The following is a 16,879-nucleotide window of genomic DNA, read 5'->3' as shown; positions in this document are numbered from 1 at the left end:
GCTAAGGTGAGAGATATTACCGTGAGGTTGGTGTATGGATTGTGTGCTGCTGCAGAACCGGATTTGTTCATGTCATGGGGGTTAAACCGCGACGCCAAAAAGCGTTCCGACTGCCGTGGTTAATCCCATCGCTAGGGCACCCAAAAAACTCACCCGAGCCCCTGCAACTAGCATGGAGGCACCGCCGGCACGGGCGGATAGGACGCCTAGCGATACCAACAGCGCCAAGGAGCCGCTCGCTACGGCCCAAATCAACAGCGCTGCCGGTGCCCAAAACACAATCGATAAAGGCAATATGGCGCCGATCGAAAAACTAGCTGCGGATGAAAACGCCGCCAACACCGGGCGCGCGGCAGAGGTGTCTGTGATGCCAAGTTCGTCGCGGCTGTGCGCGCCTAACGCGTCGTAGGCCATGAGCTGGCGGGCAACTTCGGCGGCCAGCGTTTCGTCCAGGCCGCGTTCGACGTAAATGGAGGTCATTTCCGCATGCTCGTGTTCCGGGTACGCAGCGAGTTCCCGACGCTCGCGCTCCAGGTCGGCGTGTTCGGTGTCGGCTTGCGAACACACCGATACATATTCGCCGGCAGCCATGGACATCGCGCCGGCAACCAAACCGGCAACACCGGCGATCAAGATATGTTTGCCATCCACGCCCGCTGCCGCGACGCCCAAAATCAGGCTGGCGGTGGAAACGATGCCGTCATTCGCGCCCAATACGGCGGCGCGGAGCCAGCCGATTCGGTGGTTTTTGTGTCGTTCGATATGCATGTGGCTTTTCGCTGCCCGAGAAAGTGAGGTGTTGTCGATAGTACCCTGATTTCCGGTCCACGCCGAGGATTGTTGTCGGCTCAGAATGGGCTGGTTGGGTGCGTTATTTCCAGATTCGTGGCAATCGGCCTAGAATAGCCGGCTAATCTCTATAGTTATTGGCCATCGATGAAAGATCAGTCGTTTACTTTCGAACAAATTCATATCGAAGTCGCCCGCAACGCGTCCGACGATTTCAACCTGTTTCACGACAAGCATAAATGGCTACAGGTTACCCACAATCCGTTCAAAGGTCCGATTGTGTTGGGTTTTCAGTTGAACACGCTGATCGAATACCAAATGCGCTTGTATAGGGAGGCGCATCACGAAGACCAGATTATTGCCGACAATCAGCTACGGTTCAGCAATTATCAGATCATCTTCGTCAATGCCTTGCGGCCGCGGCAGCCGATGACGCTGGATATTAAAAAAACCCTGATCGCAACAATACCCGAGCTGACTCTGACTAACCGCATCGCCATCAAATCGCAAGGTAAAACCATCTTGCTCGGGTATAAAAAAGAAACGAAACAGCCTTTGTTTTTAGCGGATACCGATTTAGACGGTCTACCGGATTTGAATGCGCTACCCGATAAAACCGTGGTGCCCGGCACCGAGTTTTTTCTGAAACGCAAGTGGATGAATAACGGCAACGTCAAGAATTTTCTGTCTGGTTCGTTTGCGGAACAGTCCGATTATTTCGACGAGTTATTGCAAGTGGCGCAGTATCCAGAAGTGTTTCCCTGTAGTTTGACGTCCGGCGCCTTGCTGGAGAAAGCGCAGTTGGAAAATCACGATTTCAAGCGCAATCCGATGGTGTACACCTCGCACGATATATCGGTTGATCGCGTGCATCTGGCAAAGCTGAAAAACAACGACAAGCTACATATTCTGGTCAAGCAATTGCCGGAGTCGCCGGACAAGACCTTGAATCACACCAGCATCATGTTGCGCACCTACGAATGCTTTGGGGTGTTGGAGAACAAGGCGGTTTTGTTCCGGATCAAACTGAATTTGGTGCCGTTGGAAGAAATTATTAAAAATTTGAGCGGGAAAACATAGCCGCAGGCCGCGAATCGCCTAGTCGCGGGCGAATGTTGTGAATTTTTTGGAACATAAAGTATAATCCGCGTTGTCGTTAGGCAAGGCCAGTGACGAGATTGCAAATTCAATTAATACAACACTAAAGATAAGGTAAGTGCTCGCAGTCAGGCATTTGCATTGTTCGAGGAAAAAAATATGAGTAATATCGAAGAACGAGTAAAAAAGATTGTCGCAGAACAATTAGGCGTAAAAGAAGAAATCGCGAACGATGCGTCTTTTGTTGACGATCTTGGTGCTGATTCTTTAGACACAGTTGAACTCGTCATGGCTCTGGAAGAAGAATTCGAATGCGAAATTCCAGACGAAGAAGCTGAAAAAATCACCACAGTCCAATTGGCTATCGATTACATCAACGCCAATCTGCAGTAAGTTGTTTCCAAAAGTTAGTGGGTGCTTGCCATCCACTAGCCGGTTTATCTCCCTTCTCTGGTTGTCTTCTTTTTTTACCGGTAGTTTACTGTGAGCACACGTCGAGTTGTTATAACGGGCTTAGGCGCCATTACGCCGTTAGCCAATAATGTTGCCGATACCTGGGATGGCATTGTCAACGGGAAGAGCGGCATTAGTCCGATCGATTCATTTGACATATCCCCTTTTGCAACGACGTTCGGCGGTGTCATCAGAAATTTCAATATCGGCGACTATATAGCCGAGAAAGATGCTAAACGCATGGACGGTTTCGTGCACTACGGCATCGCGGCGGGTTGCCAGGCGATTGAGGATTCCGGTTTTGAAGTCACCGAAGAAAATGCCGAACGGATCGGCGTAGCCATCGGCGCCGGCATCGGTGGTATCACCGGCATTGAAGAATGCTATGCCACCTACGTGGCGGGCGGGCCACGGCGGATCTCGCCGTTTTTTGTGCCGGGCAATATCATCAATATGATTTCCGGTAATCTGTCGATCAAATACGGTTTGAAAGGCCCCAACTTTGCCATCGTCACCGCCTGTTCCACGGGTACGCATAATATCGGCGACGCGGCAAGGCTGATCAAATACGGCGACGCCGATGTGATGGTGGCTGGTGGCGCAGAGCGTTGCACCACCTCGCCGACCGCGATGGGTGGATTTGCTTCGGCAAAAGCCTTGTCCCGTCGTAATGACAGCCCTACCACCGCTAGCCGGCCCTGGGATCGCGACCGTGACGGTTTCGTCCTCAGCGATGGCGCCGGCGTAGTGGTCCTGGAAGAATTGGAGCACGCCAAGGCGCGTGGGGCAAAAATTTACGCGGAACTCGTCGGTTATGGGATGAGCGGTGACGCTTACCACATCACCTCGCCGTCGGAAGGTGGCGAAGGCGCGGCGCGCTGCATGCGCAATGCGATGCGTGACGCCAAAGTTAATCCTGAAGACGTGCACTATATCAACGCCCACGGTACTTCGACGCCAGCGGGCGATATTGGCGAAACGCATGCGATGAAATTGGCGTTGGGCGATTGTGCTTATAAAGTGGCCGTCAGCTCCACCAAATCCATGATCGGCCATTTGCTGGGCGCTGCGGGCGGTATCGAAGCGGTATTGACCGCCTTGGCTATCCAACATCAAATAGCACCGCCGACCATCAATCTGGAAAACCCCGATCCCGAATGCGATCTGGATTACGTCCCGAATATCGCCAGAAACATGAACATCGATGTCGCAATATCCAACTCGTTTGGCTTTGGCGGCACCAATGGCTCTCTGGTTTTCAAACGTTACCAATAAGCGCTTCCGCTTCCGCAGTGTCGTCTGGCTATGTTTTTATTAAACGGCGAGCACAGGCACTGTGTCGATGTTTCTGATCGAGGTTTTCAATATGGCGACGGTCTGTTCGAGACTGTCGAAGTATTGCAGGGCAAACCGCTGTTTTTTGATCGCCACCTAATACGCTTAGCAGAGGGTTGTCGCCGGCTGCGCATCCCGATGCCGGATACTGCCTTGCTCGACAGGGAAGCCCGGCAATTATGCGAATCCAGCGAGCGGGCCGTGCTGAAGTTGATGGTCACGCGTGGCAGCGGCGGTCGCGGCTATCGGCAACCCGAGCAAATTGTCCCTACCAGGCTGTTCAGCCTGCATCCTTACCCCGATTATCCCCTTCAGTTCCAAACAGACGGCATCGCCGCGCGTTTTTGCGAACAGCGTTTGTCTTTGAATCCGAGCTTGGCCGGTATCAAACACATGAATCGACTCGAGCAGATTTTAGCCAGAGCGGAATGGCAAGATGATTCGATTCAAGAGGGTTTGATGTTGGATACTCAAGACAGAGTCGTAGAAGGCACGATGAGTAATCTATTCATCGTCAAGTCAGGCAGTTTATACACGCCGCCGCTAGGGCAATGCGGAGTTGCGGGTATTGTACGGCAGTTGGTGATGGAGTTCGCGCAGCGCATCAAGCTACCGTTGTTTGAGCAAGCAATCGATCAAACTGCCGTTTTGCACGCTGACGAGTTATTTGTCAGCAACTCGGTAATCGGTATCTGGCCGATTAAACGGCTGGAAGCGCAGGTTTTTAATGTCGGTGTCATCACTCGGCGTTTGCAAGACCTGCTCAACACAGCCCGCATGGCAGAGGTATAGCAGTGTTTAGAAGCATTATCGCATTTACATTATTGATGGTATTGGGTTTGGTGTCGATTTGGGCCGGCATGCACTATCAACTGATTCTCAAAAAGCCGGTGGTAATGACAGAAACTGTCATTGAAATTAAAAAAGGCGATACGCTGGAATCGGTGGTGAAAAATCTGCGTGCCCAGCAGGTGACCGTGAATCGCTTGTGGTTTCGGTTGTTTGCCTATCGGAAAAATCTCGATCATTTGTTGAAAGTGGGCGAGTATGTGTTGGCTAAAGGATCTACCGCCGCGGATATTCTGCAACAATTGACCGATGGTAAGACCCGCAAATATTCGATTACGTTTCCAGAGGGTTGGTCCTTCAAACAAATGTTCAATACCATCAAAAACAACCCCAACCTGCAACACACGCTGACCGATAATCAATTGGAAGACTTGATGGCGCAAATCGGCTCGGATAAGAATCATCCGGAGGGTTTGTTTTTTCCCGATACCTATTTCTTTGAAAAAAATACCTCGGATGTCGATTTACTGAAGCGTGCGCATGATCGGATGCAGGCGGTGTTGAACGAAGAATGGCAAAAACGCGATGACGGCGTACCCTTGGAAAATCCTTACGAGGCGTTGATTTTGGCGTCTATCGTCGAAAAAGAGACCGGCGCCGGCGAAGAGCGCAGAAAGATAGCCGGGGTATTTGCGCGGCGGTTAAAGAAGGGCATGTTGTTGCAAACCGACCCTACTGTCATCTATGGTATGGGTGACGATTACCATGGCGATATCCGACATAAAGATTTGCGGGAACCCACGCCCTACAACACCTATATCATCGAAGGCCTGCCGCCCACACCGATTGCGATGCCCGGTAAACAGGCGATTGTAGCCGCCTTGCATCCGGACCATAGCGATGCCTTGTTTTTTGTCGCCCGCGGCAATGGCCGCCATGCGTTTTCTTCGACCTTGGCGGAACACGAAAAATACGTCGATCAATATCAACGATGACACACGGTCGATTTATCACGCTGGAAGGTGGTGAAGGCGTCGGCAAATCCACCAATTTGCAATTTATCAAACAGTTTCTGGAAGAGCGGGGCATCCCGTTCGTGCTGACCCGCGAGCCGGGCGGTACCGGCATTGCCGAAAAGATTCGCGGGATTTTGTTGGAAAGGCAACAGGAAAGTTTGACCGAGCAAGCCGAGTTGTTGTTGGTGTTCGCCGCGCGCGCTCAACATATTCAACAAGTGATCTTGCCGGCTTTGCAGCAAGGGCAGTGGGTGGTGTGCGACCGTTTCACTGACGCTACTTATGCGTACCAGGGCGGTGGCCGCCATATGGATCTACAGACTATAGCCTGGCTGGAAAATACCGTGCAGGGCACGCTTAGACCGGATTTGACCTTTGTCTTCGATGCGCCGATAGAAATTGGCATGCAGCGCGCCAAGCACAGAGGCGAACTGGACCGCTTTGAAACCGAGCAGTTGGCGTTTTTCGACCGGGTCCGGCAAGCGTATTTACAACGTGCCGCGACGGATTTGCGTCGCTACAAGATTATCGATGCCAGCTTGCCTTTAAGCGAGGTGCAACAACAGTTGCGCCTTGAGTTGGCTGACTTGTGGGCCGATTGATGCGTACCCAAGTGCAGGTTTATCCCTGGCAACAGGATAATTGGCGACAGTTGCGTGGTTATATCGAACAGCAGCGCATCCCGCAAGCTTTGCTGTTTTCCGGCGCGGCTGGTCAAGGCAAGCGGCATTTGGCCGGATACTACGCTCGAACCCTGTTGTGCCATACACCGCGAACCGATGCGAGTGCATGCGGTCATTGCGTGGCTTGTAAATTGTTCGATGCACAAACCCATCCCGATTTTCTGACGATAGAACCCGACGAACCGGGCAAGGCCATCGGTATCGACAAAATCAGACAGTTAATCGTCAAGCTGGCTTTGAAACCGCAATACGACGATGCCTACCGCGTTGTGGTTATTCAGCCGGCCGACGCCTTGAACACGGCTTCGGCGAATGCGTTTTTGAAGTGTCTGGAAGAGCCGACCGAACGCACTTGTTTGTTGTTGATTAGCGAGCAACCGAGCCGCTTGCCGGCGACGATTCGCAGTCGTTGCCAGAAAATCGATTGCGTAACCCCCGCCCGCGAACTGGCAATGACTTGGTTGCGGCAGCAGCGTGTTGGAGAGCAGGCCGATCTGCTCTTAACACTGGCCCAAGGCTCTCCTCTATTGGCCAAGCAATACGCCGAGCTCAATATGATTCAGCTCCGGCGGCAGTATTTCGACGCTTGGTTGCAAGTGGCGCAAGGCAAGGAGAATCTGTTAACCGTCGCCGAGCTCTGGCAAAAGCAGGAAAAGGTTGATTTGGTCGTGGTGTTGCGCTGGATGGCAAGCTGGGTTGCTGACATTGTTAAATATGCTTATCGGGCGGAATCGCCGGTGCTTGCCAACCCTGATCTGAAAAATGCCTTGCAAGCCCTTGCCGAGCGGCTAGAATTGAAACGCCTCTATCGGTTTTACGATAATGTGCTTACCACCAAGTCGCAATTGAACACGCAACTTAATAAACAATTGATGGTCGAGCAGCTATTGATTAGCTGGTCGCAACTGAACAGACAATAAGCCCATGGCAGAATCAGCAGCACCCAGACAGGGTATCCTGTCCTTATCGATCAAGGATAAAAACGCACTGTATGCGGCGTACATGCCCTTCGTGAAAAATGGTGGCTTGTTCATTCCGACCAAACGCGAATACGAGATGGGTGAGGAAGTGTTCATGTTGCTGAATTTAATGGACGAAACCGAACGCTTGCCGATTGCCGGTAAAATTATCTGGAAAACGCCGTCTGGCGCGGAAGGCTATCGCGCCGCAGGTATTGGTGTGCAATTCAGCGATCAGGACGGCGGCGCCGCTCGCAATAAAATCGAAACCTATCTGGCCGATGCGTTGGAATCTGACCGTTCCACGCATACCATGTAAACTCTTTTGCGGGCGGACTTTGCCGCTTGTCTTTACTTTTCTAAATTCATGTTCATCGATTCCCACTGTCATCTTGATCGTATCGACTTGGCGCCCTACGCTAATGATTTCAATACCTTTGTGCAAGCGGCACGCGCGGCCCAGATCAGGCATATGCTGTGTATTGCCATCGATATGGAAGCCTATCCTGCCATGCTGGAGCAAGTCATGCCGTATTCGGACATCTCCTTGTCGGTGGGCGTGCATCCAAATGTTCATGATGGGCGTGAGCCCACGCTGGATGACTTGCTGCAGTTGGCCGATAACGAAAAGGTGATCGCCATTGGTGAGACGGGGCTGGACTATTTTCGCAGCGAAGGCGATTTGGAATGGCAGTTTCAACGGTTTCGCACCCATATCGCCGCCGCTAAGATACTCAACAAGCCTTTAATTATCCATACTCGCGAGGCTGGGCAAGATTCCTTGGATGTGTTGCGGCAAGAAGGCGCGGACCAAGTGGGTGGGATCATCCATTGCTTTACCGAGGATTGGGCTTATGCGGAAAAGGCGTTGGATTTGAATTTCTATATTTCTTTTTCCGGCATTGTGACCTTCAAGAATGCGGAAGCCATCAAGGATGTGGCGCGTAAAATTCCAGCCGACCGTTTTCTGATTGAAACCGACTCACCGTATCTGGCACCGGTCCCGTATCGCGGTAAACCGAACTATCCGACCTATGTCCGCTATGTGGCGGAACATATTGCGGATTTGCGCGGGACCTCTGTCGAAGCCATTGCCGAGCAATCAACCGAGAACTTTTATCGCCTGTTTGCCGGATCTTCGGCCGATAAGCTACGCCGGGCCAGCTAAAAAAAACGACCGGGTCCATGTTGCGATGGACCGGTCGTTCGGAGAGGTGGGGTATAACTCTCATTCCCCATAGGGGCGCATACAAGAGTTGCATGCAGTTTACTGAAGCGGCACGGTCCTGAAAATGTGGCATTTTGCCGCGTGGCAAATTGTCGCTGGCCTGGCGGTTAACATAATTCTTTGAAATGCCGTCATGACATCAATCTGCCTTTTATACCCTGGGTTATAGCAACGTTATTTTTCTCGCAATATGGATATGGAATTAGCTAGTTCGCTAGGAATCTTTCAACTCCAGCGCTTACCTTTTCGCAAAAATGAACTGCTGCGGGCTTGGGACGCTGCAGACGAATATCTACTAAATCACCTAGCTGCCGTAGGCGTTGCCGAGCATGCCAACATAGTCATCCTCAACGATAACTTCGGTGCGTTGGCAGTTTCGCTAAGCGCTTTCCGGCCAACCGCTATGTCCGATTCCTGGCTTTCGCAGCAAGCGACGCGTAACAATCTGGTATTGAATGGCATAGACCACGAGCGAGTGCGCTCGCTGGATAGCTTGTCGCTACCGGAAGCCGGCATTGATTATCTACTGATTAAAATTCCCAAAACCCTGGCGCTGCTGGAATATCAACTGCATGCGCTCAAGCCTTTGTTAAAAGCCGATTGCCAAGTGATAGCCACCGGCATGGTGAAGAGCTTGCCGCCCACTGCCTGGAAATTGCTGGACCGGTTGGTCGGACCGACGCAACCGGCTTTGGCGGTAAAAAAAGCCCGGCTGATTTTTGCCCGGGTGGACCCGAATCTGTCATTGCCTGTTAACCCTTATCCGACGCGCTATCCATTGGAGAACAGCGATCTTACGGTTTGTAATCATGCCAATGTGTTTTCCCGCGATAGCCTGGACATAGGCACTCGTTTTTTATTGGAGCATCTGCCGCAAAATCCCGAATATTACGATTTTATCGATTTGGGTTGCGGCAATGGGATAGTCGGCGTGATGCTTGCGAAGCAAAACCCGAACGCGCGAATGGGGTTTATCGACGAATCGTTTATGGCCATCGCCTCGGCCCGGGAAAATTTTGTGGCAGCCTTTGCCGATAGTCGGCAGGCCAATTTTTTAGTCGCCGACTGTTTAACTGACTATCCGGAGAACAGTGCAGACTGCATAGTCTGTAACCCGCCGTTCCATCAACAGCACACCATAGGCGATCATATTGCTTGGCAGATGTTTCGGCAGGCGCATAAGGTCTTGCGTAAGGGCGGTGAGTTACGGGTAATCGGTAATCGCCATTTGAACTATCATCTGGCACTGAAGAAATTATTCGGCAATTGCCGGCAAGTGGCGGCTAATGCCAAGTTTGTGATTTTCAGCAGCGTGAAGGTTTGAGCTATTCGATATTTTTATAATGTAAGGATGAAATCTGTTCGGAAACGATGCCGATCAGAAAGATAAATAAGGACGACAAAAACAGTACCGCGCTCATATTGGTAAATCGGTTTTCCGTAAAATAAGTGTAGCCGTAATAGCCGGCTCCCAAGCTAAATACTATGCTGCTGATGGGTAAAAACAACCGCATGGGGGAGAACAGCACGCCAATCCGCAAGATAATAATAAAAAATCGAAAACCGTCATGCATCAGCCGGATATGGCTCTTGCCGCTGCGTTTGCCGGCGTGGATAGGAATGTAGGCTACCGGGAAGCCGGAACGAAAAAACGCCATCGTGCTGGTGGTTGGATAAGAAAAACCGTTGGGTAATAGGTAAAGAAATTTGCGGAATTTGTTGGCCCTGGCCGCACGAAATCCGGAGGTAAGGTCTTCTATTTTGTGTCCGGTCATCATTGATGCCAGCTTATTGTAGAACTTATTCGCCACACGTCGGAACCAAGAAGCATGGCTACCGGCGTTTCGGGCGCCGACCACCATGTCGTAACCCTCGTTTAGCCTGGTCAGCAATGCCGGAATGTCGCCGGGGTCATGCTGGCCGTCGGCATCCATAAACACCAAAATATCGTTTTTTGCATGCCTGGCGCCGGTTTTAATAGCTGCGCCATTACCCATGCTGTAAGGATGATCAATCACCGTAACACCGGCCGCGCGAGCGATGGCGGCGGTATCGTCTGTCGAGCCATCGTTTATCAGCAGAATCTCCGCATCAGGGTACAGCAGATGTAACATCGGTAAAAATGACGGCAGATTTTTCGACTCGTTTTTCGCGGGGATAACGATGCTGATCGATGGGATGTTATTCATGAAAATCCAAAGCTTGGCAAGGAAACATGCCGAAATGTGGACAACAGTCTAGCAGAATTAAACAGTATCGACAGCTGGGGTAGATTTATCGAAACTGGTCTTTCAATAGGCGTAATTGCCTGAAAACCGCCGAGTCGGATTGATCCGCCATGCCGATATTATTGCGAATACCGAGGTCATGCGCTCTAAAAAAAGGGTTGGTTGCCAGCTCCATGCCGATAGTCGAGGGCAGGGTGGGGCGGTTTTGTTGGCGGAGCTCGGCGACTTGAGCGATCCGCTGCCGCAGCTGCGGATTGTCCGGATCAACCGACAACGCAAAACGGCCATTCGCGGCGGTGTATTCGTGGGCGCAGTAGATGCGGGTTTCGGCTGGCAATACTTGCAGTTTTTGTAGCGAATGCCACATCTGTTCGGCGCTGCCTTCGAACAATCGACCGCAACCCAGCGAAAACAAAGTATCGCCGCAAAACAAAGCCTGGCTATCGGCGCTGTAATAAACGATATGCCCTACGGTATGGCCGGGTGTATCGATGACCTGAAAGCACTGATTGCCGAGTTCTACTACATCCCCGTCGCCGAGCCGGATGTCAATACCGGGGATACGCGCCTGGTCCGCTGCCGCGCCGACAATTTTGCAGCCAGTTTGCTGCTTGAGTTGCAAATTGGCGCCTACGTGGTCGTTGTGGTGATGAGTGTTAAAAATGTAATCAAGTTGCCAGGATTTTTCGGCTAAAACATCAATAACCGCATCGGCAACGGCAGGGTCAATCACGGCGGTCAATCCGGAATCCGTGTCGTGTAATAGATAAATGTAATTGTCTTGTAAATCCGGTAATGGCAGGATTTCTAACATTTATCTATGCGCAATAGTTAGGGGCTGTTGCCGTTTTACATGGGCAACCATATAAAAGCGCAAGCCAAAGCGATGACGCTTTCAAAATTGCGTTTCAGTTTGTCATACCGCGTCGCGATGGCTCTGAAATGTTTCAGCCGCGCAAACACATTTTCAACTAGGTGGCGATACTTGTAGAGGCACCAATCCACAGCATCATTGCCAATGGTTGAATTCTGCTTTCTTGGTATGATTGGCTCAGCACCTTTCTCACGAATTTGAATCCGTAAGGGTTCGCTGTCATAGCCTTTGTCAGCAATCATATAGCTAAGGGAAGCTTCGCCACTAATTCGGGTGCTTCTTTACAATCGTGGACTTCGCCGCCCGTGACCGAGAAATGAATGGGCAGTCCGCAGGCATCCACGGCCATATGGATTTTGGTGGTGTTACCCGCTACCGATTTTCCGATCGCCGTTTCCCGTTCATGGGCTGCGCCGCTACTATGCTGATGTGCTTTCACAATACTGCCATCAATGAATGTCCACTCCAAATCCGGATCCACAACCAGCTCCTGAAAGATACCCATCAGTTTTTCTTGAAGCGACCAGGCATTGAATCGCTTATACACGGCATTCCACTTGCCAAATGTTGCCGGCAGATCTCGCCAAGGACAGCCGATTCGCATGCGATAAAAAATACCTTCTACCGTTTGCCGAAGCGTCGGCTTGTCGTAAATCCTCACGCTCAACAGGATGGCTTTGAATTTATTCCAGTATTCATCCGTAAACATTTGTCGCGGCATAGTTTGCTTGTCTTTTGATTGAAAAGCTCAATCAATCAGGCAGAGCAGCTCAATTTCAAGGTTATCGATCCAAAATGGCAACAGCCCCTAATCAATGCTTATTTTTTGGCAATGAAGACCATTTGGTGGCAATGGTAAGGATCGATTTTTTCAAAAACGGGCTGAATAAAGTTTGGCAGCGGATATAAACCAAAGCCATAGCCTGTGACTTGTGAGAAACCAATAGTGTTTAGATATTTCTTCAGGGTCAAGTAACTGAATACCACTAAATGGCGGTGAACAGGTGTATCGGACTCGGTATCCCAGCGGAGTTCATCTGCGCTGACCTTAAAAACCTCCTCAGATTTCATCAAAATATCCGAGTCGGGATGTGGGCCGCTAGATGGCATTTTTCCAGCAAGAATCAGGGCGGCGGTGAAATAGGTGCTGATGTTTGGGGTTAAAAGCACCAGTTTGCCCCCCGGCTTTAATGTTCTGTGCGTCTCTTTGAGAAAATGACAGCCATTTAGTAAATGTTCCAAAACAGACAGCGCAAACACACAACTGAACTGATCGTTTTCAAAAGGCAGCTTTTTATTCAAATCGCCCTGCTGCACATTAAGCTGCTTCAATTGGGCCGCATTGACGCTGTTAATGTCCCATTCGATACCGTGGTATTGAGCGGGCGTCAAACCTATTTCGGTAGCAAGGCGATCAAACCAGTAGCCGCTGTTGGCACCACAGTCAAGACATGCAGCGCCATTCTCTTTTAGCGCCGATACTATTTCCCTGGCCGCCAACGCATACGCTTCCGACATCGTGCGTTGGTACAAGGATTTGAAATAGCTTTGTAACATCTGGCTGTTTACGCACACACCGCCTGAATTTTCGCCAAGATACCCTTGGTATCCAGTCCACACAGCGTCAGCAATTCCTCGCGACTGCCTTGCTCCACAAAGCGATCCGGCAAGCCGATGTTCAACACCGGCATCAGAATGTTTTGTGCCTGCAGAAACTCGTTCACCGCACCGCCGGCACCGCCGGCAATCACGTTCTCTTCGACGGTGACGATCACATCATGGCTTTTCGCCATTTCCAGGATAAGTGCCTCATCCAGCGGTTTGACAAAGCGCATGTTCACCACCGTGGCGCCCAGCTGTTTGCCGACTTCCACGGATGGAGTCACCATACTGCCCCAGGCCAGAATCGCTAACCGGCTGCCTTGATGGCGGATTTCGCCCTTGCCGATAGGGAGCTCGGTCAAAGCCTTATCGACCGTGGCCCCGGGTCCTTTGCCGCGTGGATAACGTACCGAGGCCGGGCCATTGTGTTTGAAGCCGGTAGTCAGCATCTGCCGACATTCGTTCTCGTCGGCCGGCGCCATCACCAGCATATTCGGAATACAGCGCATATAACTGTAATCAAACGCCCCGGCATGGGTCGGACCGTCCGGTCCCACCAAGCCCGCTCTATCCAAGGCAAACAACACATCCAAATTCTGCAAAGCCACGTCGTGGATTAACTGATCGTAAGCCCGTTGCAAGAAGGTCGAATAAATCGCCACTACCGGCTTCGCGCCCTGACAGGCTTGACCGGCCGCCAAGGTCACCGCGTGCTGCTCGGCAATCGCCACATCGAAATAGCGTTTCGGAAACTGCTGGGAAAACGCCACCAAACCCGAACCCTCGCGCATTGCCGGGGTAATCCCCAACAGCCGCTCATCCTGCTTAGCCATATCGCACAGCCAAGTACCGAACACTTCTGTATAGGTCGGATGCGGCGACGGTGCGGCTTTGGGTAAATAATCCTTGCTCGGATCGAAGGCCGGCACCCCGTGATACGCCAGTGGATCTTTCTCGGCCGGTGCATACCCTTTACCTTTCTTGGTCACCACATGCAAAAACACCGGCCCGGACAAATCCTTCAACTTCTCTAAAGTCGAAACCAGCATCTCCACATCGTGGCCGTCGATCGGCCCGAAATAATTAAAGCCCAACTCCTCGAACAAAGTACCCGGCACAATCATGCCCTTCACATGCTCTTCCGTCTTCCGGGCCAACTCCCACACCGACGGCATGCTGGCTAAAGCCTTCTTACTTTCTTCCCGCACCGAGGAATAAAACTTACTCGACAACACCTTGGTCAGATAATTATTCATCGCCCCGACCGGCGGTGAAATCGACATATCGTTATCGTTCAAAATCACCAACAAATTAGCGTTCACATCGCCGGCATGATTCATCGCCTCATACGCCATGCCGCCGGTAATCGAACCGTCACCGATGATCGCCACCATCTTCTTATCTTCCCCGCGCAACTGCGAGGCAATCGCCATGCCCAGTGCCGCGCTGATCGACGTCGACGAATGGCCCACGCCAAACGCGTCATACGCACTCTCCGAGCGGCACGGAAACGCCGATACCCCGCCCAAAGTGCGAATGGTCGGCATCCGCTCTTTCCGGCCGGTCAAAATCTTATGCGGATAAGCCTGATGGCCCACGTCCCACACCAACTGATCCGAAGGCGTATCGAACACATAATGCAGCGCTACCGTCAGCTCCACCGTGCCCAGGCCAGCGGAGAAATGACCGCCCGAGATACTGACGGTATGGGTCAGATAGCGACGCAACTCATCGGCCAGCGGTTCGAGTTGTTCTGGCTTCAGGGCCCGAACGTCGGCGGGGGTCTGGATGGTGTCTAGTAACGGGAATTCGTTAGTCTGTTTCATGATCAGTACAGGGGTTCACGATAGAACATCAGGATGACGCCTATCTGGAATAAAGCGAACACTGAAATAAATCCGGCTACGTTTTTACCGGGCGAATCTAGTTTGAGTTCCAGCCAGCGGCCGCAAGCCAGGATCAGCGAGAATACGCCCATCATGGTATGGCCGACCTGAATCAAGAAGGCCGATTTCGCCTCAAAACCGACATGCGAATGCGCCAGCAACATCATGCCGCCGAACGCAGCCAATAACGGAAACATGTAGGGCATGAAGCCACTGTTGTTGTTGAGGCGGGCTCTGACTTCGATCAAGCCCAGCACAAATACCAGCAAGGTGGCGATGCGATGCTGCAGAATTTCGCCGTTGTTAAACGTACTTTCCCAGAAACCGATAGGACCGAGCGGCCAGCTTTCCGCGTCGCTACGGAAAAACAGGAATATACCCAAAGCCATAAAACCGACCGGCCAAAAGCGTGCCCAGCGATGGAAACGGTTGGAGAACGACAACATCGCAAAAAAGCTCATCGTCGTCAGGAAGATACCTGAGATATTGTGGTTGTAGTCCGACCAAGCGGTAGCTGCTTCCGATGGTACTTGGCCGACGATGGCCACCCGTCCGGCTTCACCGGCAATTAAGGCTTCATGAGTGGGCGATTCCCAGCGCGGTATACGCGGATGGAACATGTTCAACACTTCTTCGAAGCTGGCGGTCAGGTGCGGAATATCGACTGCGGGCGGTTGCGATGCCAAACTGGCGGCGGTGAACAGGATGGTCAGCAGAATCAGGGTTTCCGCTTCGATATAGTAGGGCACGCGCGCGGTCAGGGCATAAAGGCTGCGGCTGGTGAAATAGGTATTGACGGCTTGGCGATTCAACCAGGCAAAGCCCAGCGCCAGACCCAGCATGATAATTTTTACCAATAACAGATTGCCGTAACCCGCACCAATAAAGCCTTGGAAGGTGCGGATGTAATACCAAGCCAGCGGTGTGCCAGTAGCTAGTAAAACCACGACGGCGCTGATGCCCACTATCGAGAAACGTTTTAATAATAACGGCCAAACTTCGACAGCAATCAAATTGCGTTTTTTCAGACTCCACAAAGCCAGGATTTGAAAAATACCGCCCACCCAGGTGGCGGCGGCCATTTGATGAGTGACGGTCAGCGTCATTAACAGGCCGCGATCCTCTAGACGACTGGCGCCATGGACCAACCAGGCCGCGGAAATGACCAGCGGCACGATGATCGCAGTGGATAGTACCCAGAATTGTTTGGAGCGTGGATTGCTTTTTAACGCTTGTCGGATGAACACCGCCAAAATAAAAGCGCAGGTGGCACGCGCTAAACCGGCCTGGAACTGCACGGTTTGGAAAAACGCCGGAAACGGTGATTTGCCCAAGGTTACGGCCATCAGCCATATTTTCAGGCCAATTTTCGACAATTGGGTGATGACCAGGGCTTTGCTGCCGAAATGAATCAGGTTGACAGTTTTGGTCAATAAAGCCGTGTTATAGAGTGCCTCTTCATGCCAAGGGCGCAGCACGAACAGTCCCCACAGCAATCCACCGATAGTGATGGAATAAAAAGTGAGATCGACGCCGCCAATCAGTGAATCTAAATAGTTTGCAATGCCTTCCATGCTGGTTACTTAGTTGGTTTAACGAAAAAACGTAATAGGTCTTCGCTGAGATGACCGTCTGCGGCAAATATCTTCAATTTGATAGCATATTCCCCCGGCTCCAGGGCTGGCAGGTGCAGCAAGACTTGCCCGGGTTTTTCGCCCGGCGTGGCAGTGATGGTTTGCATTTTATCGCCGGCACTGACCAGGAATACTTCCGACAAATCCAATTCCACTTTGGAATTGAACGATAGCTCCACTTGGCTGGCTAAATTGACCGGCACGGGTTTGAGTTTTAAAGAATTATGCGTGACGACTGCGTGGCCGAAAGCGCTGTTACTGGCGATCAGTGCCAATGCGAACAAAGCAGGTTTGAAAAAATTCAT

At 51.6% G+C, this 16,879-nt stretch carries 17 protein-coding genes and 1 pseudogene; 10 read left to right on the top strand and 8 right to left on the bottom strand.

The features are described from left to right. Positions 1–81: 81 nt before the first annotated feature. Positions 82–768 (bottom strand): VIT1/CCC1 transporter family protein, encoded by a 687-nt coding sequence (locus EBB_RS15870; protein WP_192394719.1) that lies wholly within the window; start codon positions 766–768, stop codon positions 82–84. Between the two features lie 168 nt (positions 769–936). Between EBB_RS15870 and EBB_RS15865 the strand changes: the two genes are divergently transcribed. The 10 genes from EBB_RS15865 (at position 937) to EBB_RS15820 (ending at position 9,674) form a co-directional block, all read left to right on the top strand. After that, entirely contained in the window at positions 937–1,869 is a 933-nt protein-coding gene (locus EBB_RS15865) for a hypothetical protein (RefSeq protein WP_192394718.1), read from the top strand. A gap of 177 nt (positions 1,870–2,046) precedes the next feature. Continuing rightward, entirely contained in the window at positions 2,047–2,280 is a 234-nt protein-coding gene (gene acpP / locus EBB_RS15860; RefSeq protein ID WP_013820083.1) for an acyl carrier protein, read from the top strand. A 90-nt stretch (positions 2,281–2,370) separates the two neighbouring features. After that, a complete protein-coding gene (fabF, locus tag EBB_RS15855; RefSeq protein WP_192394717.1) occupies positions 2,371–3,615 on the top strand; it encodes a beta-ketoacyl-ACP synthase II in 1,245 nt (414 codons plus the stop codon). 30 nt (positions 3,616–3,645) lie between these two features. Then, positions 3,646–4,467 (top strand): aminodeoxychorismate lyase, encoded by an 822-nt coding sequence (gene pabC, locus EBB_RS15850; protein WP_192394716.1) that lies wholly within the window; start codon positions 3,646–3,648, stop codon positions 4,465–4,467. Between the two features lie 2 nt (positions 4,468–4,469). Next, positions 4,470–5,459, top strand: a complete 990-nt coding sequence (gene mltG, locus EBB_RS15845) for an endolytic transglycosylase MltG (protein WP_306790012.1) — start codon at positions 4,470–4,472, stop codon at positions 5,457–5,459. Further along, positions 5,456–6,082 carry a dTMP kinase gene (gene tmk / locus EBB_RS15840; protein ID WP_192394715.1) on the top strand — a complete coding sequence of 209 codons (627 nt, stop codon included), beginning with the start codon at positions 5,456–5,458 and terminating at the stop codon, positions 6,080–6,082. The genes mltG and tmk overlap by 4 nt, the downstream gene beginning before the upstream one ends. Next, positions 6,082–7,083: a DNA polymerase III subunit delta' gene (locus tag EBB_RS15835; RefSeq protein ID WP_192394714.1), complete on the top strand. Its 1,002-nt coding sequence runs from the start codon at positions 6,082–6,084 to the stop codon at positions 7,081–7,083. Before tmk ends, EBB_RS15835 begins: the two co-directional genes overlap by 1 nt. Positions 7,084–7,087: 4 nt before the next feature. Continuing rightward, positions 7,088–7,441, top strand: a complete 354-nt coding sequence (locus EBB_RS15830; protein ID WP_192394713.1) for a PilZ domain-containing protein — start codon at positions 7,088–7,090, stop codon at positions 7,439–7,441. A 48-nt stretch (positions 7,442–7,489) separates the two neighbouring features. Next, the gene (locus EBB_RS15825) at positions 7,490–8,290 is read left to right on the top strand and encodes a TatD family hydrolase (protein ID WP_192394712.1); all 801 of its coding nucleotides are present in this window, start codon (positions 7,490–7,492) and stop codon (positions 8,288–8,290) included. 250 nt (positions 8,291–8,540) lie between these two features. Further along, positions 8,541–9,674, top strand: a complete 1,134-nt coding sequence (locus EBB_RS15820; protein ID WP_192394711.1) for a methyltransferase — start codon at positions 8,541–8,543, stop codon at positions 9,672–9,674. Position 9,675: 1 nt separating this feature from the next. Here EBB_RS15820 and EBB_RS15815 read toward each other — a convergent pair whose 3' ends face one another. The 7 genes and pseudogenes from EBB_RS15815 to EBB_RS15785 form a co-directional block, all read right to left on the bottom strand. Then, entirely contained in the window at positions 9,676–10,539 is an 864-nt protein-coding gene (locus EBB_RS15815; RefSeq protein ID WP_192394710.1) for a glycosyltransferase family 2 protein, read from the bottom strand. A gap of 85 nt (positions 10,540–10,624) precedes the next feature. After that, positions 10,625–11,392 carry a hydroxyacylglutathione hydrolase gene (gene gloB, locus EBB_RS15810; RefSeq protein ID WP_192394709.1) on the bottom strand — a complete coding sequence of 256 codons (768 nt, stop codon included), beginning with the start codon at positions 11,390–11,392 and terminating at the stop codon, positions 10,625–10,627. Between the two features lie 35 nt (positions 11,393–11,427). Further along, positions 11,428–12,173 (bottom strand): annotated as a pseudogene (locus tag EBB_RS15805) (IS5 family transposase). A gap of 98 nt (positions 12,174–12,271) precedes the next feature. After that, positions 12,272–12,970 (bottom strand): class I SAM-dependent methyltransferase, encoded by a 699-nt coding sequence (locus EBB_RS15800; RefSeq protein WP_192394708.1) that lies wholly within the window; start codon positions 12,968–12,970, stop codon positions 12,272–12,274. Positions 12,971–13,017: 47 nt separating this feature from the next. Beyond that, the gene (gene dxs / locus EBB_RS15795) at positions 13,018–14,880 is read right to left on the bottom strand and encodes a 1-deoxy-D-xylulose-5-phosphate synthase (RefSeq protein ID WP_192394707.1); all 1,863 of its coding nucleotides are present in this window, start codon (positions 14,878–14,880) and stop codon (positions 13,018–13,020) included. Positions 14,881–14,882: 2 nt separating this feature from the next. Beyond that, the gene (locus tag EBB_RS15790) at positions 14,883–16,514 is read right to left on the bottom strand and encodes a CopD family protein (protein ID WP_192394706.1); all 1,632 of its coding nucleotides are present in this window, start codon (positions 16,512–16,514) and stop codon (positions 14,883–14,885) included. Positions 16,515–16,519: 5 nt separating this feature from the next. After that, a complete protein-coding gene (locus EBB_RS15785; protein ID WP_192394705.1) occupies positions 16,520–16,879 on the bottom strand; it encodes a copper resistance CopC family protein in 360 nt (119 codons plus the stop codon).

Source organism: Methylomonas fluvii (assembly GCF_014850975.1).
In the GTDB taxonomy this organism is placed as follows: Bacteria; Pseudomonadota; Gammaproteobacteria; order Methylococcales; family Methylomonadaceae; genus Methylomonas; species Methylomonas fluvii.
This window is presented reverse-complemented; position numbering and strand designations above follow the sequence as displayed.